At 73.1% G+C, this 23,703-nt stretch carries 21 protein-coding genes, 1 tRNA gene and 1 other RNA gene; 8 read left to right on the top strand and 15 right to left on the bottom strand.

Annotated elements, in window-relative coordinates; all coding sequences use genetic code 11:
• Nucleotides 1-16: 16 nt before the first annotated feature.
• Genes ABEA42_RS02395 through ABEA42_RS02410 form a run of 4 tightly spaced genes read right to left on the bottom strand, consistent with a single transcriptional unit; the run spans nucleotide 17 to nucleotide 4,073 of the window.
• Nucleotides 17-568 (bottom strand): DUF5063 domain-containing protein, encoded by a 552-nt coding sequence (locus ABEA42_RS02395; protein WP_345500903.1) that lies wholly within the window; start codon nucleotides 566-568, stop codon nucleotides 17-19.
• The gene (gene recR / locus ABEA42_RS02400; RefSeq protein WP_345500904.1) at nucleotides 561-1,160 is read right to left on the bottom strand and encodes a recombination mediator RecR; all 600 of its coding nucleotides are present in this window, start codon (nucleotides 1,158-1,160) and stop codon (nucleotides 561-563) included. The genes ABEA42_RS02395 and recR overlap by 8 nt, the downstream gene beginning before the upstream one ends.
• A gap of 26 nt (nucleotides 1,161-1,186) precedes the next feature.
• Nucleotides 1,187-1,720 carry an SRPBCC family protein gene (locus ABEA42_RS02405; RefSeq protein ID WP_345500905.1) on the bottom strand — a complete coding sequence of 178 codons (534 nt, stop codon included), beginning with the start codon at nucleotides 1,718-1,720 and terminating at the stop codon, nucleotides 1,187-1,189.
• 4 nt (nucleotides 1,721-1,724) lie between these two features.
• Entirely contained in the window at nucleotides 1,725-4,073 is a 2,349-nt protein-coding gene (locus tag ABEA42_RS02410) for a DNA polymerase III subunit gamma and tau (protein WP_345500906.1), read from the bottom strand.
• 140 nt (nucleotides 4,074-4,213) lie between these two features.
• On the opposite strand from ABEA42_RS02410, the gene ABEA42_RS02415 reads away from it, so the two are divergent.
• Both ABEA42_RS02415 and ABEA42_RS02420 read left to right on the top strand, forming a co-directional pair.
• Complete coding sequence (locus ABEA42_RS02415) at nucleotides 4,214-4,906, top strand: ABC transporter ATP-binding protein (protein WP_345500907.1); 693 nt, start codon at nucleotides 4,214-4,216, stop codon at nucleotides 4,904-4,906.
• Nucleotides 4,903-6,309, top strand: a complete 1,407-nt coding sequence (locus tag ABEA42_RS02420; protein ID WP_345500908.1) for a hypothetical protein — start codon at nucleotides 4,903-4,905, stop codon at nucleotides 6,307-6,309. The genes ABEA42_RS02415 and ABEA42_RS02420 overlap by 4 nt, the downstream gene beginning before the upstream one ends.
• A 148-nt stretch (nucleotides 6,310-6,457) precedes the next feature.
• On the opposite strand, the gene ffs is transcribed toward ABEA42_RS02420, so the two are convergent.
• Nucleotides 6,458-6,554: signal recognition particle sRNA small type (gene ffs / locus ABEA42_RS02425), an RNA gene on the bottom strand.
• Between the two features lie 86 nt (nucleotides 6,555-6,640).
• Here ffs and ABEA42_RS02430 point away from each other — a divergent pair.
• Together ABEA42_RS02430 and ABEA42_RS02435 are read left to right on the top strand one after the other, a co-directional pair.
• Nucleotides 6,641-7,102: a DUF3817 domain-containing protein gene (locus ABEA42_RS02430; RefSeq protein WP_345500909.1), complete on the top strand. Its 462-nt coding sequence runs from the start codon at nucleotides 6,641-6,643 to the stop codon at nucleotides 7,100-7,102.
• Nucleotides 7,103-7,143: 41 nt separating this feature from the next.
• Nucleotides 7,144-7,231: transfer RNA gene (locus ABEA42_RS02435), tRNA-Ser, on the top strand.
• Nucleotides 7,232-7,410: 179 nt separating this feature from the next.
• On the opposite strand, the gene ABEA42_RS02440 is transcribed toward ABEA42_RS02435, so the two are convergent.
• From ABEA42_RS02440 to ABEA42_RS02480, 9 genes are read right to left on the bottom strand one after another with little or no spacing between them, the layout of a single operon-like run.
• A complete protein-coding gene (locus ABEA42_RS02440) occupies nucleotides 7,411-8,352 on the bottom strand; it encodes a BadF/BadG/BcrA/BcrD ATPase family protein (RefSeq protein ID WP_345500911.1) in 942 nt (313 codons plus the stop codon).
• A 13-nt stretch (nucleotides 8,353-8,365) separates the two neighbouring features.
• Nucleotides 8,366-9,268, bottom strand: a complete 903-nt coding sequence (locus ABEA42_RS02445) for a carbohydrate ABC transporter permease (protein ID WP_345500912.1) — start codon at nucleotides 9,266-9,268, stop codon at nucleotides 8,366-8,368.
• On the bottom strand, nucleotides 9,265-10,164 hold the full coding sequence (locus ABEA42_RS02450) for a carbohydrate ABC transporter permease (protein ID WP_345500913.1): 900 nt from the start codon (nucleotides 10,162-10,164) through the stop codon (nucleotides 9,265-9,267). Before ABEA42_RS02450 ends, ABEA42_RS02445 begins: the two co-directional genes overlap by 4 nt.
• Nucleotides 10,161-11,453, bottom strand: a complete 1,293-nt coding sequence (locus ABEA42_RS02455; RefSeq protein ID WP_345500914.1) for an ABC transporter substrate-binding protein — start codon at nucleotides 11,451-11,453, stop codon at nucleotides 10,161-10,163. The genes ABEA42_RS02450 and ABEA42_RS02455 overlap by 4 nt, the downstream gene beginning before the upstream one ends.
• Complete coding sequence (locus tag ABEA42_RS02460) at nucleotides 11,450-12,520, bottom strand: N-acetylmuramic acid 6-phosphate etherase (protein ID WP_345500915.1); 1,071 nt, start codon at nucleotides 12,518-12,520, stop codon at nucleotides 11,450-11,452. The genes ABEA42_RS02455 and ABEA42_RS02460 overlap by 4 nt, the downstream gene beginning before the upstream one ends.
• 49 nt (nucleotides 12,521-12,569) lie before the next feature.
• The gene (locus ABEA42_RS02465) at nucleotides 12,570-13,463 is read right to left on the bottom strand and encodes a MurR/RpiR family transcriptional regulator (protein ID WP_345500916.1); all 894 of its coding nucleotides are present in this window, start codon (nucleotides 13,461-13,463) and stop codon (nucleotides 12,570-12,572) included.
• 29 nt (nucleotides 13,464-13,492) lie between these two features.
• The gene (locus tag ABEA42_RS02470; RefSeq protein WP_345500917.1) at nucleotides 13,493-15,217 is read right to left on the bottom strand and encodes a serine hydrolase; all 1,725 of its coding nucleotides are present in this window, start codon (nucleotides 15,215-15,217) and stop codon (nucleotides 13,493-13,495) included.
• A gap of 18 nt (nucleotides 15,218-15,235) precedes the next feature.
• Nucleotides 15,236-16,600 carry an exo-beta-N-acetylmuramidase NamZ family protein gene (locus tag ABEA42_RS02475; RefSeq protein WP_345500918.1) on the bottom strand — a complete coding sequence of 455 codons (1,365 nt, stop codon included), beginning with the start codon at nucleotides 16,598-16,600 and terminating at the stop codon, nucleotides 15,236-15,238.
• A gap of 17 nt (nucleotides 16,601-16,617) precedes the next feature.
• Complete coding sequence (locus ABEA42_RS02480) at nucleotides 16,618-18,441, bottom strand: glycoside hydrolase family 3 protein (RefSeq protein ID WP_345500919.1); 1,824 nt, start codon at nucleotides 18,439-18,441, stop codon at nucleotides 16,618-16,620.
• Between the two features lie 190 nt (nucleotides 18,442-18,631).
• Between ABEA42_RS02480 and ABEA42_RS02485 the strand changes: the two genes are divergently transcribed.
• The 4 genes from ABEA42_RS02485 to ABEA42_RS02500 all read left to right on the top strand — a co-directional run bounded on the left by ABEA42_RS02485 (nucleotide 18,632) and on the right by ABEA42_RS02500 (nucleotide 22,516).
• A complete protein-coding gene (locus ABEA42_RS02485) occupies nucleotides 18,632-19,198 on the top strand; it encodes a hypothetical protein (RefSeq protein WP_345500921.1) in 567 nt (188 codons plus the stop codon).
• 8 nt (nucleotides 19,199-19,206) lie between these two features.
• Complete coding sequence (locus tag ABEA42_RS02490) at nucleotides 19,207-19,587, top strand: VOC family protein (protein WP_345500922.1); 381 nt, start codon at nucleotides 19,207-19,209, stop codon at nucleotides 19,585-19,587.
• Between the two features lie 88 nt (nucleotides 19,588-19,675).
• Nucleotides 19,676-21,583 carry a propionyl-CoA synthetase gene (locus tag ABEA42_RS02495; RefSeq protein ID WP_345500923.1) on the top strand — a complete coding sequence of 636 codons (1,908 nt, stop codon included), beginning with the start codon at nucleotides 19,676-19,678 and terminating at the stop codon, nucleotides 21,581-21,583.
• Nucleotides 21,584-21,592: 9 nt separating this feature from the next.
• Nucleotides 21,593-22,516: an AEC family transporter gene (locus ABEA42_RS02500; RefSeq protein ID WP_345500924.1), complete on the top strand. Its 924-nt coding sequence runs from the start codon at nucleotides 21,593-21,595 to the stop codon at nucleotides 22,514-22,516.
• Nucleotides 22,517-22,705: 189 nt separating this feature from the next.
• Here ABEA42_RS02500 and ABEA42_RS02505 read toward each other — a convergent pair whose 3' ends face one another.
• Nucleotides 22,706-23,587, bottom strand: coding sequence for a DUF559 domain-containing protein (locus ABEA42_RS02505; protein ID WP_345500925.1), 882 nt, complete (start codon nucleotides 23,585-23,587; stop codon nucleotides 22,706-22,708).
• Nucleotides 23,588-23,703 lie beyond the last annotated feature (116 nt).

Consider the following 23,703-nt stretch of genomic DNA (forward strand, 5'->3'; position numbering starts at 1 on the left):
GGTTGCCCGGTCCCGGTCAGGGGTGGAGCGCGTCGAACTCCGCCTCGGAGATGGTCTCGGCGTCGGCGTCGAGCCGGATGTGGCTGAGCAGGGACTGCAGCACGCGCAGCGCCGAGGCCGCCCGCTCGCCCCAGTCGGACAGGTAGCTGAACTGCCACCACCAGAGCGCCTCGGACACCCGACCCGCGTCGTAGTGGCGCAGGCCGTGCGACAGGGCCCCGGCCACGACCGCGACGTCGTTGGACAGCGACCCCGTGGTCAGCTCGGGCGAGGTCACCGGGTCGACGACGTCGGCGTACTCGTCGAGGCCCTCGAAGAGGTTGGCGAACCCGGTGCGCAGCGGGTCGAGCTCGGCCTCGGCCGTGTCGGCCTCGAAGCGCTCGGCCGGCACGATGTCCTGGATCGCGGCGAGCCTCGTGCCCATGACCAGGGCCTGCGACAGCGCCAGCAGGGTCATGGGGATGGCTGCGTCGGGCGCGGAGCCGGAGGCCACCTCGGTCACGGTGGCGAGGTAGTGCCGGGCGTCACCGGCAGACTCGTCGGCCAGCACCTTGAGGTCCTCAGACATCGAGCAAACGCCTTCCTTCGAACGCGCGGCCGAGGGTGACCTCGTCCGCATACTCCAGGTCTCCACCCACGGGCAGTCCCGAGGCGAGCCGGGTGACCTTGAGCCCCATGGGGCGCAGGAACCGGGCGAGGTAGCTCGCGGTCGCCTCGCCCTCGAGGTTGGGGTCGGTGGCGATGATGACCTCGGTGACCTCGCCGGAGGCCAGCCGGGTCATGAGCTCCTTGATGCGCAGGTCGTCGGGGCCGACACCCTCGATGGGGCTGATCGCGCCGCCGAGCACGTGGTAGCGGCCGCGGAACTCCCGCGTCCGCTCGATGGCCACGACGTCCTTGGGCTCCTCGACGACGCAGATCGAGCTGACGTCGCGGCGCGGGTCGGCGCAGATGCGGCACTGCTCGCCCTCCGCGACGTTGCCGCAGGTGGCGCAGAAGCGCACCTTGGCCTTGACCTCGGTGAGGGCGTCGACCAGCCGCTTCACGTCGACGGCGTCGGACTGCAGGAGGTGGAAGGCGATGCGCTGGGCACTCTTGGGACCGACCCCGGGCAGTCGCCCGAGCTCGTCGATGAGGTCCTGGACCACGCCTTCGTACACACGGGTGAGCCTATGCCCTGCCGGTGTCAGCCACCCGACCGGACGCGCTCGCGCAGCCCTGCCGCCAGGCCCATGACCGTCAGCTGGTCGACGAGGCCGCCGAGCCGGCCGGCCAGCACCGGGTGCTTCACCGGGGCCATCCGCAGCCGCAGGTGCAGCCGGGTGCCCGACGCCCCCTCGGGACGCAGCCGCAGGCACCACGTGAGGTGGGTGTGTCCCCGGGTGGAGGTGTGCAGCAGGTGGGCGGACGGCTCGAGGGACGCGACGGTGAAGGTGGCGTCGCGGCCACCCCAGTCGGGGATGACGTCGCCGACGGCCAGCCCGAGGTGGCGCTGGTCCAGGTGCCGCAGGCCCCGGCGGGCGGGCGGGACCAGCCGCTCGAGGAGCGCCGGGAGGTACCACCCCGCCCTCCGCTTGCCGAGCTGCACCAGCCACGGCCAGACCTGGTCGGGCGGTGCCGGGAGGCTGAAGGCGCGGTCCATGACCACGTCCGCGCCCGCCAGCAGGTCGTCACCGGGGAGGGTGGCGGCGCGTTCGGCGGCAGTCGGACGGGTCAGCACGGCGTCAGCCCTCGTCGATGACCCTGCCGCCGAGGATCCGCTCGATGACCGGGCGGCCCACGTCGCCGACCGCCTCGATGTCCTCGTCGTCGTCGCTGGCGGCGCTGTCGTCCGCGACGTAGGTCTCCGGCGTGCGCTCCGGCTCCTCGGCCGCGACCTCGGCCTTGGCCCGGGCGAGGAGGGAGCCGGGCTGGGCGGGGGCGACGGCGATGGCCGGGGACCCCGGTGCGGGCTCGGTGGCCCACGACGGGCCGCTGCTGGGTGCCGAGGCGGCACTGGCCCACCCGCCGTCACCGGACTCCGGGGTCGGGGCCACGGCACCGCTCGCGGCATAGGCGGCGGCAGCGCGCCCACCGGCGTCACCGGACGGCGACGCACCGGCGGCGGGACCGGGCGCGCCTCCCCCCGGCGCCGACCCACCACCGGCAGCGGCGGAACCCGGCTCGTGGAAGCCCTGCGACGTCTCCTCACGACCGACCACGGGGTGCGACTCGCCACTGGGCGCCGAGAGCCGGGCGTCCGGCACCGGGATGCCCTCGACACGGGCGTCGACCCCGAGCACGTCGATGAGCGCCTGGCGGACGAGGTCGGCGTGGGGGCCGTGCCGGAAGGTGTTGGCGATCCCCACGGTCGAGATGCCGAGGACCACCCGACGACCGTCGAACTCGTGGACCGTCGCGTGCTCGGACAGCAGGGTCCAGGTGGTGCGCTTGTGCTTGAAGATCCAGCCCAGGATGTCGGGCCACGCGCGGCGGATGGCAGCCGTGTCCAGACCGCCGGCGGCGGGGCGCTCCGGCTGCGCCTGGTCCTGCGTCGACTGGGCCGGTGCCGACTGGGCCGGTGCCGACTCGGCCGGTGCCGACTGGGCCTGGGTGGGCGGCGGCTGCTCGACTCCCTGCGGCCGCTGGGCCTGCGAAGGCTCCGGGCGGTGCTCGGAGTCGTGCCCGGGGTCGTGCTCGCGCTCCGATTCGGGATCCGGCTCCGGCTCCGGCGCCGGCTCGACGCCCTCGCGCGTCACGCCCTCGGCCGGACGCTCGACGACGGGCGTGGTCACGGTCGGTGGTGCGGAGAGCGGGGTCTCGGGCCGCTGGGCCGGTGCGGCCGGGGCGCTGGGGCCGGCCGGGACAGCGGGGGCCGCGGACGCGACCGGCTGGACGGGCGCCTGGACGCGAGCGGCGACGGTGGGCACCCCCTCGACGTCGAGGCGGCGCTCGAGGCGGTCGAGGCGCGCGGCGTACCCGCTCTCGCCGGAGGCACCCGGCAGTAGGACGCGGGCGCAGATGAGCTCGAGCTGCAGGCGCGGGGCCGTGGCCCCGGTCATCTCGGTGAGCCCGGCGTTGACGATGTCGGCGGCCCGGGACAGCGCGCCGTTGCCGAACGCTGCCGACTGCTCCCGCATCCGCTCGAGCTGGTCCTCGGGCAGGCCGCGCAGCACCGACGAGGCGCCGTCGGGCACCGCAGCCACGACGATGAGGTCGCGGAGGCGCTCGAGCAGGTCCTCGACGAACCGGCGCGGGTCGAGCCCGGTCTCGATGACCCGGTCGACCTGGTGGAACACCCCGGCCGCATCGCCCACGGCGAACGCGTCGATGGTGGCGTCGAGCAGCTCGCCGTCGGTGAACCCGAGCAGGGCGGCGGCGCTCTCGTAGGTGAGGCCCTCGTCGGTGGACCCGGCGATGAGCTGGTCGAGCACCGACAGCGAGTCACGGACCGAGCCGCCACCGGCGCGGGTGACGAAGGACAGCACCCCCGGCGCCACCGCGACGCCCTCCTGCTCGCACAGCCGCTGCATGTAGTCCGACAGCTGACCGGGCGGCACGAGCCTGAAGGGGTAGTGGTGGGTGCGGCTGCGGATCGTGCCGATGACCTTCTCGGGCTCGGTCGTCGCGAAGACGAACTTCACGTGCTCCGGCGGCTCCTCGACGATCTTGAGCAGGGCGTTGAAGCCCTGCGGCGTGACCATGTGGGCCTCGTCGATGATGTAGATCTTGAAGCGGCTCTGGGCAGGCCCGTAAGACGCGCGCTCGCGCAGGTCACGCGCGTCGTCCACACCACCGTGGCTCGCGGCGTCGATCTCGATGACGTCGACCGAGCCGGAACCACCGCGCGCGAGCGCCACGCACGAGTCGCAGACGCCGCAGGGGTCCGGCGTCGGCCCCTGCTCGCAGTTGAGGCAGCGCGCGAGGATGCGGGCGCTGGTCGTCTTGCCACAGCCGCGGGGGCCGGAGAAGAGGTAGGCGTGGTTGACGCGCCCGGTGCGCAGCGCCTGCATGAGCGGCTCGGTGACGTGCTCCTGGCCGATGACGTCGGCGAAGGACTCGGGCCGGTAGCGGCGGTACAGGGCGGTGCTCACGGAGGGAACCCTAGTCGCCGCGCCTGACACGGGGCACCCGCCGCCGACAGCCCCCGCAGCCCTCCCTGAACACTCGCTGAGGCCGTCGGCACGGGCCGGCCGGGCGCGGGTGACAGACTGGCCGCTGACGAGGGAGGTCCATGTTCGGACGACGTGCTCAGGCCAGTGCCACGGCCGCGGCTGACGGCACCCCTGCCGCGCCGGTCACCATCAAGGTGTCCAAGGCGGGCAAGGACATCGACGGGTCGGTCCTGCTGGCCCCGGTCAGCCTCACCGTCCGGTCCGGACGCTGCGTCGTCCTGAGGGGTGCCAACGGCAGCGGCAAGACCACGCTGCTCAAGATCATCGCCGGCGCCCTCGAGCCCTCCACCGGCTCCGCCACCCTCGACGACGGCCCGCTCGACGAGCGCGACGCGGCCACGCGCGCGCGGGTCGCGGCGCTGGTCGGCTCGCCCACGGCGTACCGCGACCTCACCCTCATCGACCACCTGGTGCTCATCGACTCCACCTGGGGCGGGGCCATCGACACCGCCGACGAGCGCGCCGACGACATGCTGGCCGCGCTCGAGATCGACCACCTCTCCGAGCGGTTCCCCCACGAGCTGTCCTCGGGGCAGCAACAGCTGTTCCACCTCGCGATGGTGCTGTTCCGGCCGTCGCAGGTGCTGCTGCTCGACGAGCCCGAGCAGCGCCTCGACACCCACAAGCGCGAGGTGCTGACCCAGATCCTGCTGTCCCGCAAGGCCGCCGGCACGGCACTGGTCGTCGCCTGCCACGACCCGGTGATGACCTCCGCGCTGGGCGACAAGGTCCTCGACATCACCGGCGCATGAGCGCGACCACGACCTCGGCGAGCGCTCCCACCACCGACCGCGAGCGCCTCGCGCAGGCCCGTGAGGTGATCCACGGCGGAGAGGCCGACCGGAGCGCCTCCAACGCCGTGTACGCCGCCTACGTCGCCGTCATCGCCTCGCTCGTCTACGGCGTGCCGGCGTCACGGGCGTTCTTCATCTTCGTCGACCCGGGGTGGCTGTCCCGCCACCTGACCGGGGTGCAGGGGGTGCTGGTCATCGGTGCCGTCGTGCTCGGGCTGGTGCTGCTCGCCTACCGCGTCGGCTCGATCCGCGGACCGGTGGTGCCGGACCTGCCCTACCTCGACCACGTCGCCTCCAGCGCCCTCGACCGCGCCGTCGTCCTGCGGCGCTGGTGGCGCCTCAGCCTGCTCGGGTGCCTGCTCGGGGGGCTGCTCACGGGCGCCGTCGTCGGCACGGGCATGGTGGTGGCCAAGGTGGCCTCGCCCCTGGCCCTGGTGCCCTCGGTGCTCGGTGGCCTCCTGCTCGGGCTGGCCGTCGCCGGTGCGTGGCTCTGGGGGCAGGTGCGTTCGTGGCCGACCGGCTCGCGGGGCCCCTCGACGGTCCTGCGGGAGGGGCGCTCGCTACGGGCGCTGCACCACGTGGGCCTGCGCACCCAGTCGGCCCGTGCGGTCACCGTCGGCGGTGCCGTCCTCGCCGGCGACCTGCGCGCGGCGCGGCTCGACGTCGCCGCCCCCAGCACCCGGCTGCGCCACTCGCGCCTGCGCGCCCACGGCCCCGTCGGCGTCGTCGCCGCCCGGGACGCCCTCGGGCTCCGCCGCTCCCCCGGCGCGGTCACGGCCGGGCTGGTCCTCACGGTCGGCGGCTCGTGGGCCCTGGCCCACTCCACGACACCGGGGGTGCCGAGCATCATCGCCTTCGTGGGGATCGTCGCGGCCTACCTCGGGTACGGCGCGTGGGCCGAGGGTCTGCGCCTGCAGGGCGACAACGCCGGGACGCCTGCGCTGATCGGGCTGCCGTTCCGCGACGAGGCCCGGGCCCACCTGCTCGTGCCGTCGGCGCTGTATGCCGTCGTGGCGCTCCTCACCGGCGCCGTCACCACGATCACCTCACCCTCGGCCGGCACCACCGCCATCTGGTGGCCGCTGCTCGTGACGGGGCTGGTCGCCGCGGCGCACCTCATGGCCGCCTTCCGGGGACTGCCGCCGGTGTCGCTGTTCTCCGGCGGCTCGGCCGTGATCTCCGTCGTGTTCTGGTACTCCCGCCCGCTGCTGCTCGCCGTCGTCGGCGTGGTCGCGGCGACCGCGGCGCTGGGCCGCTCGGGGGTGGGCCACGGGGTCGTGGTGGTCGTGCTCTTCACCGCCGGCACGGCGCTGTTCGGGATGCGCCGCGTACGCCGACTCGACGAGGCCCACCGCGCCTGACCCTCCCCGCGCGGCGACCCGGTGGCGCCCTGGCGGCCCGCGCTGGTCTCGGCGCAAAACGCCGGTTGCCCGGCGACCCGCGGGTAGATGTCCCGACCTTCGCCGGGCAACCGGCGTTTTTGCGGGGCAGGGCTGGAACCCCGGCAGACACGAGGACACCCCGCGTACCTGGAAGAGCTCTCCTACCCTTGCTGCATTCCTGCCCTGGGGGAGTTCGGAGAGGTACCACCACGCGGGGTGCCGGTCGCCAGTGTAGACGGGGCCGTGCCGTGGCAGCCAATCCCCTGTTGAGACACTGCTGGGAGTCGTCCGCACTGACCCGGAAGCCCCCATGTCACCGCTCGTCCTGTTCCGTCGCCTCGCCCTCGCCGAGGCCACCACCTGGGCCCTGCTGCTCGTCGGCATGGTGCTGAAGTACGTCACCCGCACCACCGAGCTCGGGGTGCAGGTCTTCGGCATGCTGCACGGCGTCGTCTTCATCGCCTACTGCATCGGCACGCTCTTCGTCGCGGTGGACCAGCGTTGGTCCGCACGCGTGACGCTGCTCGGGCTCGCCAGCGCCGTACCGCCGTTCATGACCGTGTGGTTCGACCACCGGGCCGAGCGGCGCCACCTGCTCGACCGCGGCTGGCGGCTGCGCGCCGGCGGCGAGGTGCCCCGCTCGGTGCCCGAGAAGGTGCAGGCGCGGCTGCTCGCCCGGCCGGTCGCCGCAGCCGTCGTCGCGCTCCTCGCGGTGGCCGCGCTGACCACCGTCGCGCTGCTCGTGGGACCCCCGGCGGGCTCCCCGAGCTGACGATTTCAGGACCGGGCCGGTGCCCGTGTAGCCTCGCCCGCGGAGGATTCGCATAGTGGCCTAGTGCGCACGCTTGGAAAGCGTGTTGAGTGAAAGCTCTCAGGGGTTCGAATCCCCTATCCTCCGCCACACGAGATGGCCCCCGAGCACCAGCGGGGGCCTTTCTCTTTGCCCTCCTCGCGGCGGGCCGAGTCGTTCGTGGCGGCGGCGCCACGAACGGCATCGACCGGTGCGCGGGCGCGACCGTTCGTGGCGCGAGAGCCGCGAACGGTGACGCGACGTCGGGCAGCGCGCAGCGTCGCGCGGTGTCAGCCGACGAGCAGGTACGCCGCGTGCGTGGGCAGGGTGCCCGCCTCGACGAGGTGCGCGCCGAGCAGGCGTGCCCCGTCGAGCGCGCCACCGACCGCCGGCGTGAGGTGGCGCCCCTGCGCGGTCAACCGCTCCTCCAGCGCCGCCCGGACGACGGGCGCACCGAGGACGCCTCCCGTGGCGGCCAGCACGGGGTCCTCGAGGCCGACCGCCGCGGCGAGCAGCGAGTCACCGAGCCCCTGTCCCGCGCGGGCGCACAGCGCGGCAGCCACCGGGTCGGCCGGCGCCGCACCAGCCACGGCCGGCGCGAAGCCGGCCAGGCGTTCCGGGGCGTCGGGTGCGTTCATCACCTGGCGCGGCCAGGTCGCCGGCTCGCCGTGGGCGTCGACGCCCGCCCGGAGCAGCACCGACGACCCGTCCGGCAGGCCGTCGTGGGCCCGCAGCGCGGCGCGCAGCCCCTCGAGCCCGAGCCAGGCCGCCGAACCCACGTCGCCGAGCACGTGGCCCCAGCCGTCGACGCGGCGCCAGGTGTCGCCGAAGTCGGTGCCGAACGCGACCGCCCCGGTCCCGGCCGCCATCACGGCTCCCGGGCGCAGGCCGCCGAGGGCACCGACGAGGTTGGCGACGGCGTCGCTGACGACCACGGTCCGCCCCGCCCCGAGCGTGGAGCGCACCGTCCGCATCACCTCGACGCGGTCGGCGAGGAACAGCAGCCCCCGCATCGACCACACCACGACATCCGGCGCCTGCGGGCCGCCCTCCTCCGCGAGCAGCCCGCGGGCCGCGAGGGCCAGGGTGGGCACGTCGATCCCGCCGGGCTGGATGCGCACACCCGGGGCGGTGCGCACCGGGCCGGGGCGGCCGTCGCGGCAGACCTGCACCCTCAGGCCGGACCCGCCGATGTCGACGGCCGCGACGCAGGACCCGCCACCGCTGCTCACGCGGGCGATGGGATCACTTGGACATGCCCGCGGTCAATCCGGCGACGATCTGCTTGGTGGCGACCAGGAACAGCACGATGAGCGGGATCGTGGTGATGACCAGACCCGCGAAGACGGCCGAGTAGTTGGTCGCGTTCTCGCCGAAGAACGTCGTGAGCCCGACCGGCAGGGTGTACTTCTCCTCCTTGCGCAGCAGCACCAGCGGGAAGAGGAAGTCGTTCCAGATCGGCACGAACCTGAAGACGGCCACCGTCGCCAGCGCGGGGCGCACCAGCGGCACCATGATCCGCCAGAACGTCTGCCACGGTGACGCGCCGTCGAGCGCCGCGGCCTCCTCGAGCTCCGCGGGGAGCTGCCGGAAGAACGTCGTCAGCACGAAGATCGAGAAGGGGACGCCGGACGCGCCGTACATGAGCGCCAGGCCGAACCGGGAGTCGATGAGGCCGAGGCCGTCGAACAGGTAGAAGATCGGCAGGATCGCCAGGTGGATCGGCAGCATCAGGCCGGAGAGGAACAGCGACTCCAGCGCCCGGAAGGCCCGCGAGTGCACCCGGGCGAGGGCATAGGCGGCCATCGTCGAGACGACCGTCGAGAGCGCGACGGCGCCGACGGTCACGAGCAGGGAGTTGCCGAAGTAGGTGGCGAAGCTGCCCGTCGTCCACGCCTCGCGGTAGCTCTCGACCGACACCGGAGACGGCAGGCCGAGCGGGTCGGTGATGAGGTCGGCGTTGGTGCGGAACGAGCTGACGACCATGAGCAGCAACGGCACCAGCGCGATGGCGGCGTAGCCCCACAGGAGGATGCTGGCCCCGACACCGCCGACGGGCTTCTGGCCGGTACTGCGCCGCGGCCCCTTCGGCTGCGCGAGGACCGGGGAGTCCGTGGTCGCCGTCGCGGCCGGCGCGACGACGCTCATGCCGTGATCCTCCGCTCGTGCCGGCGCAGCACCGACGTGGCCCCGACGGCGCCACCGAAGATGACGACGAAGAGGAGGGTCGCCAGCGCCGAGGAGCTGCCGATCGCGTCGACCGAGCCGGAGTCGAAGGCGGTGCGGTAGAAGAGCAGCGACACGAAGTCCGTCGATCCCGCGGGGTTGCCGGTCGAGCCGCCGAACGCGTACGGGAGCGCGAACGCCTCCATCGCGAAGATGAACGTCAGGACCGACACCGTGCCGATCGCCGGCACGAGCAGCGGCAACGTCACCTTCTGGAACGCCTGCCGGTTGCTCGCCCCGTCGACGCGCGCCGCCTCGGTGAGCTCCTCGGGCACCCCGCCGAGCGCGGCGCCGTACAGCAGCACGGGGAAGCCGATCCACTGCCACACGCTCACGAGCACGACCACCCACAGCGCGGTCTTGGGGTCACCCAGCCACGGCAGTGCCCAGGAGTCGAGCCCGACCTTCGTGAGCAGCTGGTTGACCGGGCCGAAGGTCGGCGAGAGCAGCAGCGTCCACAGGTAGCCGATGACGATCGGGCTCACGAGGTAGGGCATCGCGTAGAGCGTCTGCAGCAGCCGCCGGGTACGGGCCCGGCGGTGCAGCAGGAAGGCCACGCCCAGGCCGATGGTGTTCTGGAACGCCATCGTCCCCACGAAGAACAGGATGTTGTGGAGCAGGGCCCGGGGCAGATCGGTGGTGAACGGTGCCCGGGTGAACAGGGTGCGGAAGTTGTCCAGGCCCGCGAACGCGCCCCGTGCCGTGCCCCGCCACTCGAAGAACGCGTAGGAGAACGCCGTGCCCATCGGGTAGAGCACGAAGATCCCGAAGAGCAGCAGGGCCGGCAGGACGAACAGCAGTCCGGTGCGACGCGTCACGAGGCCGGCTTGAACCAGGTCTTGACGCCGGTGTCGAGGTCCTTGCTCACGGCCGAGGCGTCCTTGCTGCCCAGGAGCAGCTGCTGGATGCCCTTGCCGAGCAGGTCGGTGCCCGACGGTGCGCCGTAGCGGAAGTCGGTGAGCAGCAGGTAGGGCGAGCCGGTCTTCTGGTAGTTGTCGCTCATCGACTTGAGCAGCGGGTCCTTGTACTCGACGCCCGGCACCGCGGAGATCTGCTTGACGTCGTCGGCGACCATCTGGCCGAACTCCTTGGTGGACATCCACTTCACGAGCTCGGTGGCCTGCGCCTGGTGCGTCGACTTCTTGGAGACGGCGAAGTTGCCGTCGGCCCAGCCGGCCGTGGTTGCGGCGGAGCCGCTCGGCGAGCCGGGGGGAGGCGGCACCTGCATGACGCCGATCTTCATCTGCGGGTTGGCCTTCTGCAGCACCGCGAGGTCGTAGGAGCCGCCGGGCAGCATGGCGGCCTTGCCCGCGGTGAACAGCGTCTGCGCGTCGGTCACCGCGACACCGGTGACGTTCTTGGGCATGAACTTCTCGAGGTCCTTGACGACCTTGACCGAGGCGACCCAGTCGGGGTCGGTGAAGTCCTTGGCGCCGGTGGCCACCTCGTTCTGGAACGCCTTGCCACCGAAGCGCGGCGCCGCGAGGACCTCGTGCACGATCGGCAGGGTCCAGTCGTCCTTGGCGCCCACCGCGATCGGCGTCATGCCGGCCGCGGCCAGCTTGGTGTTGGCGGCGATGAACTCGTCCCACGTGGTGGGGGGCGTGATGCCGTTCTTGGCGAAGGCGTCCTCGTTGTAGAACATGACCGTCGTCTGCCTGGCCAGCGGCACCGAGTAGATCTTCCCGTCCTCCTTGCCCTTGGCACTGGCGACGACGTTCTGGTCCCAGCCGGCGAGGTCGACCTTGCCGTCCAGGGGCACGAGGGAGCCGGACGCGACCGTGGTCTGGAGCTGGCCGTAGGAGCGGACCTGCGGCACGTCCGGACCGTCGGACCCGGCGAGACCGGTCGCGAGGATCTTGTTGTACTCGGTGGCCTTGAACGCCTTGAAGTTCACCGTCACGCCGGGGTGCGCCTTCTCGTAGGCGTCGAAGATCTTCGTGTAGGCGGCCTCGTCCTCGACGCGCCACGACCACACCGTCAGCGTGGTGCCGCCGTCGCCGCCACCGGAGTCCGAGCCACCGCTGGAGGGGGCACAGGCGGCGAGGGCGGCGGTGGCACCCAGGACGGCCACGAGGGCGGTGGACCTACGGGCAGGACGGGTCATGAACGGTCTCCTGTCAGGGACTGCTGTGCAGCGGTGGCGGGGGTGGTTGCGGGGCTGGCAGTGGTGGGAGCGGCAGCGGCGCCGGCGGGTGCGAGGGCGGTGTCGGGTGCGAGGGCGGTGCCGGGTGCAGGGGCGGTCTCGGGTGCGGGGGTCGTGCCGGGTGCGGGCACCAAGGCGGCCAGCGCCTCGGCGACCGACCCGTCGTGCCGGGCGATGGCGGCCCGGGCGGTGGCGGCGTCGGTGCCGGCGAGCAGGGACAGCAGCGCGGGCTTGAGCTCGCCGTCGGCCTGCTCCAGAGCCAGCCGGGCGTCGCCCTCACTGGCACCGCTGGCCTCCTGCAGGATCCGCAGGACGCGCCCACGGAGCTTGGCGTTGGTGGCGACGACGTCGACCATGAGGTTGGACCAGGTCCGTCCGAGGCGGATCATGACGGCCGTCGAGAACGAGTTGAGGATGAGCTTCTGCGCGGTCCCCGCCTTGAGGCGGGTGGACCCCGTGAGGACCTCGGGCCCGGTCTCGGCGGCCAGGAGGTGGTCGACGTGGTGCCCCAGCGGGGCGTCGGGGTTGGACGTCACGAGGGCGGTGACCGCACCGAGCTCGCGGGCCCGCGCCAGCGCTCCCCCGACGAACGGCGTACGGCCCGAGGCGGTGAGCCCGACGGCGAGGTCACCGGCACGCAGGCCGTCCGCCTCGCGCCGCCCGGCCTCGACGTCGTCCTCGACGTTCTCGACCGCGCGCAGCAGCGCCCCGAGGCCACCCGCGTGGTGGGCCACGAAGAGGCCCTCGGGGGCGTTGAAGGTGGGGAGGAGCTCGGCGGCGTCGAGCACGGCCAGGCGCCCCGAGGTCCCGGCCCCGAAGTAGTGCACGGTGCCCCCGGCCCGAATCGAGGCGACGGCCCGGTCGACGAGCAGCGCCAGCTCGGGCAGCACCCCGGCGACGGCCGGAGCCACCTTGGCGTCGTCGTCGTTGAGGAGCCGCAGGACGTCCAGCGTCGACCGGGTGTCGATCGCGGTGGTCCCGGGGTGGCGTTCCTCGGTGGGCGCGCTGACGCTCACATGGCTGGTCACGCGGCCGAGGTTACTTTCCTACGCAGGATGCGTCAATGGTGTGAATCAGTCACGTCTGGGGGTCGACGTGACGGCTCGCCACGGCCTGCCGCGTCTCCTTGACCGCCTTGCGGGCACGGGGCAGGTTCCGTTGTGCCACAGCGATGTACAGGCAGTCGACGACGGTGAGCGCGGCGATGCGGCTGGCGGTCGCGCCCGACCTGAGGCTGGTCTCGCGGGCCGCCGTGGTGAGCACGAGGTCCGCCTCGGCCGCCAGCGGTGAGACGGGGAAGTTGGTCACGGCGACGGTCGTGGCGCCCCGGCCCCGCGCCGCGTCGAGGGCGGCGATGGTCTCGCTGGTCGTGCCGGAGTGAGAGATGCCGATGGCCACGTCACCGCGCGACAGCAGCGTGGCGCTGGTGAGGGCGATGTGCGGGTCGTTCCACGCGAAGGCCACCACGCCGATCCGGTGCAGCTTCTGCTGCAGGTCGGTCCCGACGATGGCGCTGGCACCGATGCCGTAGATGTCCACCCGCTTGGCCGCGGCGACGGCCGCCGCCGTGGCCGCCAGGGCCACGCGGTCGAGCTGCTGTGCGGTCTCCTCGACCGCGCTCGCGTCGACCCACGCCACCTTGGCGACGATGTCGTCGATGGTGTCCTTGGCGCTGATGTCGGTGTCGCTGGCTGCCACAGAGCGCGGGTGGGCACTCTCCTCCGCGAGGCCCAGGCGCAGCTGGGGGTAGCCGGGGAGCCCCAGCCGCCGGCAGAACCGCAGCACGGTCGTCTCCGACGTCTGCGCCGTCGCCGCCAGCTCGCTGATGGTCAGGGCGGCAGCGGCTCGCGGGTCGGCCAGCACGCGTTCGGCCACCCGGTCCTCCGCGGGCGACAACGAGGGGCGGATCCCGCGCAGGCGGAGCAGGAGGGGCACGGGTGGCGCGGCGGCGTCGGTGGCGCGGGGGGACATGCGCTTACCGTACGGCGTGGCCCCCCGCCTCACCGCGACCGCAGGCTCCAGCCCTTGGCGACCAGGGACTCCGGGTGCGCCTCCCCGTCCAGCAGCGTCCCTCCCGGCGCCGCCACACGGATGTCGTCGACGTACACGCCGCGCCCGAGGTAGGCCCCGTCGGTGGTGTAGCGCCAGCGCAGCACCTGGGACCCCGGCAGGAGGTCCGCCCGGGCCTGCGCCCAGCGGCGATCGCCGCTGCCCGAGACCACACCGTCGCTGGACGTCGTCTCCCCACGGTCGCGCACCGTGAACGGGACCTTCTCCCAGCTGGCTCCGCCGTCGGTGGACCGCTCGAGCGCCAGCAGGTCGGTGTCCTCGGTGTCGAGGAAGAGGTCGAACCCGAGCCGGGCACCCGCTGCGGGCACCGTGAGGGGAGACGTCGAGAGGGTGGTGGTCGAGCCGTCACGCGCACCGGAGAACCACGCCGTGTCGCCATGCTTCGGTCGCACCCTCATCGCCTGGGCGAGGCCGCCGGCCCACTCGCGCCGGGCGAGGTTGTTGCTCCCCCAGCTGCGGGACGGGTGGACGCGGTTGGTGAGCAGGATCGCGAACGAGCGCGACGCGAAGTCGATGACGATGGAGGTGCCCGTGTACCCGGTGTGGCCGGCGGTCCTGGGCCCGGAGAGGGCGTCCATGTACCAGCGCTGGTCGAGCTCGAAGCCCAGCCCGTGCGCGTCCCCGGGGAAGTCGCCGTTGAAGTCGGTGATGAGCTGGTTGACGCTGTCCCTGCTCAGGATCCGGTGACCCCGGTAGGTGCCGCCGTTGAGCAGTGCCTGGCTGAGCACCGCGAGGTCGTCAGCGGTGGAGAAGACGCCGGCGTGGCCCGCGACGCCGCCGAGCGACCAGGCGTTCTCGTCGTGCACCTCGCCCCAGACCATGCCGCGCGCGGGTGCGGTCTGGTACTCCGTCGCCGCCGTGCGGGTGCGGTCGGTCGGGTTGTACCCGGTGTCGTGCATGCCCAGGGGGCCGGTGATGCGCTCCGCGACGACCCGGTCGAGCGACTCGCCGCGCAGCCGCTCGACGAGGACGCCGAGGCTGATCATGTTGAGGTCGCTGTAGAGGTAGGTCGACCCCGGCGGGTTGGTCAGCGGCTGGTCCATCACCGCCTTGATGCGCGACGCCTTGTCCGGGTACCTGCTCCACAGCGGCAGCCACGAGGTGAACCCAGAGGTGTGGGTGAGCAGCTGGCGGACGGTGACCGCCTCCTTGCCCCCCGCGGCGAACTCCGGCAGGTAGGTCGCCACGGGCGCGTCCAGCGACACCTTGCCCTCCTCGATGAGCTGCACCACGGCGAGCGAGGTGAACAGCTTGGACACCGAGGCGAGGTCGAAGACCGTGTCGTCGCGCATCGGCACCCACTGGTCGCGCGGCAGCTCGGTCGTCGCGTCGGCGTACTTCAGGGCGTAGCCGCTCGCATCGCGCTCGACGACCTTCCCGTCGTGGCCCATCAGCCCCACCGCACCGGCATACATCGGGTGGCCGCCGGCCGGGGCCGTCTCGTGGCCCCGGATCTGGTCCACCGCGGTCGCGATCGGGGCCGGGTCGAGACCGACCGAGGCGGGTGGGGCGTCGGACAGCACGGTGTTCGGCGGGGCGAAGCCCCGGAACGGCTTGCTGAAGTCCTCAGCCACGGCGGGCGTGGGCACGAGGGCGCCGGTGGCCACGAGGGCGCAGGCGGCGACGGTCGCGGACAGGGCTGGGCGCAGGCGCATGGTGGGGCACCGATCGGGTCAGGCGGCCGGGCCGCGGTAGAGGAGGTACTGCTGGCGGCGGGCGTCGAAGGCCGCGAGCTCGTCATGCCAGGCACTCACGACCTCGTCGGCGGAGGCTCCCCTGGTGACCTGCTCGCGCAGCCGGGTCGAGCCGGACAGCTTGTCGATCCAGTAGGGACGGGCGGGGTCGTAGCTGTCGTAGCGCCAGGCGAAGTCGGGGTACAGCGCCTTGGCCGCCACGAGCATCTCGACGCCCACGCGCATCGGGTCGAGGGCGGACGGGTCGGTCACGTGCACCTGGACACCGCCGCACACGAGGTTGACGTGCTTGCTGAACGTCGGGGTGAAGTACGCCTCGCGGAACCCGACGCCCGGCAGGTCGAGCGCTGCGAGGCGCTCGGCCCAGCGGTGGTCGACGTAGGGCGCCCCGACGAGCTCGAACGGCCTGGTCGTGCCGCGGCCCTCCGACAGGTTGGTGCCCTCGAACATCCCGGTGCCGGGGTAGACCAGGGCGGTGTCGGGCGTCGGCATGTTGGGGCTCGGCATGACCCACGGGAGGCCCGTGGCCGCGAAGGTCACGTCGCGGCGCCAGCCGCTGACCTCCACGACGGACAGCTCGTCCAGGCGTCCGCCGGCGTCGGCGGTGAGGAACTCGCCGTCGAAGTAGCGGGCGAGCTCGCCGACGGTCATGCCGTGCGCCTGCACGATCTCCTTGGCACCCACGCCGGAGGTGTAGGCCGTCGTCATCATGGGCCCGAAGGCCTTGCCGCCCAACGGGTTCGGGCGGTCGAGGACGACGAACCTCGCCCCCGTCGCGACCGCGGCCCGCATGGCCGTGTACATGGTCCAGATATAGGTGTAGAAGCGCGCACCGGCGTCCTGGATGTCGAAGACGACGGTCTCGACCCCGGCCTTGCGGAACAGCCGCTCCATCGTGGTGACACCGGCGCCGTAGGCGTCGTAGACGGTCAGGCCCGTGCGCGGGTCGGTCGAGGTCCCCTCGGAGCTGCCCGCCTGGGCGGTCCCGCGGAAGCCGTGCTCGGGGCCGAACACGCCGACGATGTCGACGGTGCCCGCCTCGTGCATCTCGTCGACCACCGTGCGCAGGTTGCCGAGGATGCCGGTCGGGTTGGTGATGATGCCGACCCTCTGGCCGGACAGCGTCGACCACCCGTCGGCCGCGGCACGCTCGGCACCGGTCGTGACCGGCCGTCGCGGGAACGACCCGCCGGCCGGGGCTGCGGCCGGGCCCGCTGCAGCGCGGGGGGCCGAGGTCCCGGCGGTGGCGGCGCGGGCCGAGGAGGCGGACGCCGCGCCCAGTGGCAGGGCCAGGGCTCCCGCACCGGCTGCGGTCAGGAGCTGTCGTCGGTCGAGGTGTGCCATGTCAGTCCTCCCGCGCCTCAGTAGGTGAGGCCGTGGCCGAAGGGGTAGAGGACCCTGGACGGGTCGCCGGCGACGGGGATGTCGACGGGCAGCTTGCCGGTCGGCGCCACCGTGCCGCCGATCACGCGGGCCACCGCCTCGATGGCGACCGGGCTGTAGGAGTAGGTCGCCAGGTAGGTCGGTGCCTGGGTCAGGTACGCGATGTCGTAGGGGTCGCGGGTGGCCACCACGACGACGGGCTTGCCGGTGGCGAGGAGCTGCTTGACGAGCTTCTGCTGTCCTCCGCGCGGGTCGGTGACCGAGGTGTCCCAGGCCTTCATGGTGGTGACGACGACGGCGTCCTGCGTGGCGGCGGCCGCGACCGCGCTCGCCACCTGGGCGTCGGTCGGCGACGTGCCGGTCTGCTTCACGGTGGTCACCGCCCCCTGCTTCGCGAGCCCGTCGGCGAGGGTCTGCGTGGTCGTGACGCCGTACCCGGTGACGAGGACCTTCGCGCCGGAGGTGGCGAGCGGGAGGGTGTGGGTGTCGTTCTTGACCAGCGTCGTCGTGCGGTCGGTGATGGCGTCGGCCGCGGCCAGGTGCTCCGGGGTGCCGACGACCGAGTCGAGGGCGGTCGGGTCGGCGTAGGGGTGGGCGACGATGCCGCGCGAGTACTTCAGCTCCAGCACCCGGGTCACCTTGGCGTCGAGGTCGGCCCGGCTGATCCGGCCGGTGTGCACGGCGTCGAGCACCGCGGCGTACGCGTCGTCCATCGCGGGGGTCATGAGCAGCTGGTCGGCACCGGCGGACAGGGCCCGCACGGCGACCTCGGCGTCGCCGTAGAGGTCGCGCACGCCCTGCATGGCGAGGGAGTCGGTGACGATGACGCCCTTGTAGCCGAGCTCGCCCCGCAGCAGGCCGGTGAGGATGGGGCGGCTCAGGGTCGCGGGGTCGCCGGAGTCGTCGAGCGCCGGGAAGTTCAGGTGCGCCGTCATGATCATGTCGATCCCGGAGGCGATCGCCGCCTTGAACGGCGGGGCGTCGACCTGCTCCCACTGCTGGCGGGTGTGCGTGATGATCGGGAACGCCACGTGGCTGTCGGTCGCGGTGTCGCCGTGGCCGGGGAAGTGCTTGGCCGAGGAGGAGATGCCTGCGTCGTCCTGGTAGCCGCGGACCTGCGCCCCGACCATGTCGGCGGCCAGACCCGGGTCGGAGGAGAACGAGCGGGTGCCGATGACGGGGTTGAGGGCGTTGACGTTGACGTCGGAGTCGGGCGCGAAGTCGGTGTTGACGCCCATGGCCTTGAGCTCCTCACCGGTGATCCGCGCGGCGGTGCGCGCGTCGTCGGTGCTGCGGCCCGCGCCGAGCGCCATCGAACCGGGGAACTGCGTCGCCGGCGGCCCGATCCGGGTGACCACACCCTGCTCCTGGTCGGTCGCGACCTGGAGGGGGACGTGGACCTTCGAGTCCTGGGTGAGCGCTGCCTGCTGGAGCCCGTTCGAGAGGCCGGTGATCTGCTGCGGGTTCTGGACGCTGTCGGTCCACGCGAAGTAGATGACGCCGCCGAGGTGGTACTTGCGCACGACCTCTGCGGGGCTCGCGACGCCGTACAGCGGGATGTTGCGCGCGTCCGGGGTCGTCGCGTCCTTGCCGTAGACGTTCTGGATGAAGAGCTGGCCGACCTTCTCCTCGGTCGTCATCCGCGCGAGGGTGGAGGTGACCCAGCCGTGCTCCGCGGCGGGCGGCAGTGGCGGTGCAGCCGAGGGGGGTGCGGCCGCCGCGGTGGACAGCCCCGCACCGAGGAGGGCGACACCGGCGGCGCCGGCGATGACGGAACGGCGGGACAGGACTGACCCTGACATGGGTGCCTCCAGATAAGTGAACGATTCACCATTGAATGACTCTTTGCGGAACTTACCTACGTAGCGGGATGGCGACAAGGGGTTCGCCTGTCCGGTTTGGTCAGGATTTCGTCAGGTCTCGCGGTCCGTCCCGCGCGCCGTGCGCGGAGGAACGGTGACCGCGGTCGACCCGGCGGAATAGGGTCGACCCATGGCGCGACAGATCCGCTGGCGCGGAGTCCTCAGCCCCGACACCGCCGGCGACGGCCGGTCCCCGGAGCGGACGACCTGGCGCCCCGGCGCCCCCGGCAGCCCCGTGGTGCCACCGCAGTCGATCCTCGAGACGGTGCGGCTGCTCCAGGTCGGGGCGGTCCTCAGCCTGCTCGAGATCCCCCGTGCCCTGCTCACCAGGGGCGCCCTGCACACCGCGTTCGCCGCCGAGGCCAGGTCGCAGGGTGCCACCGTCAACGCGCGCGACCTCGACAGCATCGTCACCCTCAGCCTCACGATCTCCGCGGCCTGGGCCGTCGTGTCGGCCGTCGCCTGGTTCAGCCTCGCGCAGGCCGCCGCCCGGGGGTCCTCGTGGGCGAGGTGGCTCGGCTGCGCCTTCTTCGGCATCGCCCTGGTCGTGTTCTTCGCCGGCCTGCTGCCCACGGCGGGTCTCTTCGCCCGGGTGCTCGCGCTGTCGCTGCTGCTCGTCGGCGCCTGGACCCTGGTGCGCTGGTGGCACCGTGACTCCTCCGCGTGGATCCGCTACACCAACCGCCCCACCGGCTAGGGCTGCCCGTGCCCGGCCGCCTGCACCACGTCGTCCTCGACTGCCGCGACCCCCACGCGGTGGCGAGGTTCTGGTCCGCGCTGCTGGACCTGCCCGTGACGTGGTCCAGCGACGACTGGGTGGTCGTCGCCGTCGACGACACGACGTCCGGGATGGCGTTCCAGCTCGCGCCCGACCACCAGGCACCGGTGTGGGGAGACCCCACTCGTCCGCAGCAGGTCCACCTCGACGTCATGGCCGACGACCCCGTCGTCCTGGGCGCCGAGGCCGTGGCGCTCGGCGCCCGGCTGCTCAGCCCCCCGGGCGAGCACGTCTACGCCGACCCCGCCGGCCACCCCTTCTGCCTGGTGCCCCGCCCGGGCTGGGCACCACCCGTCACCTCCCCCTGACGACCACTCGCCGCGGCGCGTGGCACTCCCGCCGCAGGGGCGACGGACACCTCTGGCGCCCCTGTGGCCCGCGCCCCACGATGGACCCATGAGCAACGGTGCCTACCGCGCGGCGTACGACGAGAGTCTGGCCGACCCGGACGCGTTCTGGGGCCGCGCCAGCCGGCTCGTGGACTGGGTCACCCCTCCCCCGCGCGTGCTGGACGACGACCGGCCCCCGTTCTACCGCTGGTTCACCGGCGGCACGCTCAACACCTGCTTCAACGCCCTCGACCGCCACGTCGCCGCGGGTCGCGGGGCGCAGGCCGCGCTCCACCACGACTCCCCCGTGACCGGGACGAAGACGACGTTCACCTACGCCGAGCTGCTCGACCGGGTCGCCACCTTCGCGGGGGCGCTGGACTCGCTGGGCGTCACCAAGGGCGACCGGGTCGTCATCTACATGCCGATGGTCCCGGAGGCCGTCGTCGCCATGCTGGCCTGCGCCCGCATCGGCGCGGTCCACTCGGTCGTCTTCGGCGGCTTCGCCCCCGCCGAGCTCGCGGCACGCATCGAGGACGCGCGCCCGACCGTGGTCGTCGCGGCCAGCTGCGGCATCGAGACCACCCGGGTCGTCGAGTACAAGCCCATGCTCGACGCGGCCCTCGACCGCAGCAGCCACAAGCCCGAGTCCGTCATCGTGCTCCAGCGGCCGCAGGCGCGTGCCGCCGTCGGTGAGCGCGACACCGACTGGGAGGAGCTCGACTGGGACGAGCTGGTCGCCGACGCCGAGCCGGCCGACTGCGTCGAGGTGGCCGCCACCGACCCGCTCTACATCCTCTACACCTCGGGCACGACCGGCCGCCCGAAGGGGATCGTCCGCGACAACGGCGGCCATGCGGTGGCCCTGCGCTGGTCGATGGAGAACGTGTTCGGCATCGGTCCCGGCGACGCGTGGTTCACCGCCAGCGACGTCGGCTGGGTCGTCGGCCACTCCTACATCGTCTACGCGCCACTGCTCACCGGCGCGACCACCGTGCTCTACGAGGGGAAGCCGGTCGGCACCCCCGACGCGGGCGCGTTCTGGCGCGTCATCGCGGAGTACGGCGTGAAGGGGATGTTCACCGCCCCCACCGCGTACCGCGCCATCAAGCGCGAGGACCCCGAGGGCCGGCTCATGCGCGGGCACGACCTGTCCTCGCTGCGGACGGTCTTCCTCGCCGGCGAGCGGCTCGACCCCGACACCTATGCCTGGGCCTCGGAGCGGCTCGGCGTCCCCGTCGTCGACAACTGGTGGCAGACCGAGACCGGGTGGCCGGTCGCCGCGAACCTGCGTGGGCTCGAACCCATGCCCATCAAGGCCGGCTCGCCGACGGTGCCGTGCCCCGGGTACGCCGTGCACGTCCTCGACGAGCGCGGGGAGCGCCTGCCGGCGGGCCGGGAGGGCGCCATCTGCATCCGGCTGCCCCTGCCCCCGGGCACCCTGCCGACGTTGTGGGGTGACGACGACCGCTACGTCGCGGGCTACCTGTCGGCCTTCGACGGCTACTACCTCACGGGCGACGGGGGGCTCGTCGACGAGGACGGCTACCTCTACGTCATGGGGCGCACCGACGACGTGCTCAACGTCGCCGGTCACCGGCTGTCGACGGGTTCGATCGAGGCGGCACTCGCCGGCCACGAGGCCGTCGCGGAGTGCGCGGTCATCGGTGTCGCCGACGAGCTCAAGGGCCAGGTGCCGCGCGGGCTGGTGGTGCTCAAGGCCGGCATCGACGCGGGCGCCGAGGGCGAGCGCATCCGGGCCGAGCTGGTCCAGCGGGTCCGCGACGAGGTCGGGGCCGTAGCCTCCCTGCACCGCGTCGACATCGTCCCGGCGCTGCCCAAGACCCGCTCCGGCAAGATCCTGCGCAAGACGATGCGCGAGATGGCCGACGGCCGGACCCCGGTCGTGCCCGGCACCATCGAGGACGCGGGCGTTCTCGAGACCCTTGCACCCGTTCTGCGGGGTCCCGCCTAGCCTGTCCGCGTGCAGGGGGTCTTCACCGGGTTCGCCACGATCGCCGTCGTCATCGGCGTCGGCGTCCTGCTCGCGCACCTGCGCGTCGTGGACCTCGAGGCCCAGCAGGTCCTGTCGAGGCTCGCGTTCTTCGTCGCCAGCCCGGCCCTCATGGTCATCACGCTGAGCCGGGCCGACGTCCACTCGGTGCTCTCGGCCAACCTCATCGCCACGAGCGCCGGGGTGGTCGCCTCCGCCGGCCTGTACTGCGCCCTGGCCCGCTGGGTGTGGCACCGCGGGCTCGGTGACGCGACCATCGGGGCTCTGTCCGCGTCGTACGTCAACGCCGGAAACCTCGGCATCCCCATCGCCAGCTACGTCCTCGGGAACGCCGCCCTGGTCGCACCGACCCTGCTGCTGCAGATGCTCGTCCTCCAGCCGCTGGGACTGGCCGTCCTCGACGCCGACGCGCGGGGTCGAGCCGGGTCCGTCTGGCAGGTGCTGACGCGGCCGTTCAGGAACCCCCTGACGCTGGGCTCGCTCGCCGGCGTCGTGCTCGCGCTGACCGGCTGGACTCTCCCCTCCGCCCTCGCCAACCCGCTCGGGCTCATCGGCAACATGGCGGTGCCCAGCATGCTCGTGGCCTACGGCATCGCGCTGCGCCTGGGGCCCGGGCTGGGTCGCGCCGGGTCGGTCACGGAGCTGGCCACCACCTCGTCGATCAAGCTCGTCCTGCAGCCGCTCGTCGCGTGGTTCGTCGCCGCGCACCTCATCGGGGTCGAGGGGCACGCCCTGCTCGCCATCGTGGTCACCTCGGCCCTGCCCACGGCGCAGAACATCTTCGTCCACGCCACGCGCTACGGCCGGGCCACCGTGCTGGCGCGCGACACCATCCTCATCACGACGGTCGGGGCGGTGCCGGTCATCCTGCTCCTCGCCGCCCTCCTCGGCTGACCTCGCGGGCTCACCCTGCCGTCGCGCCGGGGTCCCCCACACCGCGCGCCCGCGCCCCGGCGCCATACCCGCCTCGGCGCCATACCCCCTCGGCGAGGGACCGGCGGACGACCACCTCGGGTCACGGGTGCGGCGTTCCGTGCTCGGCGGCGCGCGACGCAGCACGAGCCGGTCGTCGCGCGGTCGCCCTCACGCGGCACGGACCAGGTGCGACCGCTGCGCCACCGCCTTGGCCAGCATCTGCGCCACCCAGCCCGGTCGGGTCATCACCTGCGACCACGTGAACCGGAGCACCAGCCAGCCGTCACCGACCAGGCGCGTGTAGCGCTCGACGTCGCGGTCCATCGCCTCGCGCTCGCCGTGGTACTCCATGCTGTCCGCCTCGACGACGATCCGGAGGTTGCGGTCGGCGAGGTCGACCCGTCCGACCCAGCCGCGGTCGTCGTCGATCCGCACCTGGCACCGGACATCGAGCCCCGCCACCCCCAGCGCGATCGCCCGCAGGGCCGACTCGAACGGGTTCGCAGCCAAGGGCGAGGCCTCCGCGAACACCCGCCTGGCCCGCGCACGGTGCACGCGTGGCAGGTCCGCCACCCGGGCGGCCAGCACCGACCGGCTGACGCTGCCGGCGCGCAGTGCCGAGTCGGTGATGGCGAGGGCCTGCTCGAACGGCAACAAGGCCGCACAGTCGAGGAGAGTACGTTCGCGGCTGGTCACCCAGCCGTCGACGACGTCCGTCGGCGGGACCGTGCGCCACCTCACGTCGACCGCGCTCTGTCGCTCGGGTGGCACCTTGCGTCCCCGGGGCACGGCGACCTGCGGGCGACGCGGCTCCCACATCCGCGCCCAGCCCCAGTGGGCCGCCGCACTGATGAGGACGGCCGTGCCCGTCAGCTCGTGCGCCCGCCGGCGAGCCTCCTCGTCGGTCGGCAGCGCGTAGCGACCTCGCGCCACCCGGACGACCTCTCCGCGCGCGACGGCCCGCTCGAGCGCGGCCCGCGACACGAGGTGCAGCAGCGGCCCGCGCTGGGTGACCCCACCCAGTGCGGTCACCGCCGTCACCACGTCCACCCCAGAAGTCTGGAGGGCACGGCCACCGGCACCGGGAGTTCTCCACACCCCCACCGGGGGACGACCACCTCGCTGACGCATCACCGGCTTTCGTGCTCGACGGAGCCGACGGTGCG

Origin of the sequence: Pedococcus ginsenosidimutans (assembly GCF_039544395.1) — a bacterium.
Lineage (GTDB): Bacteria > Actinomycetota > Actinomycetes > Actinomycetales > Dermatophilaceae > Pedococcus > Pedococcus ginsenosidimutans.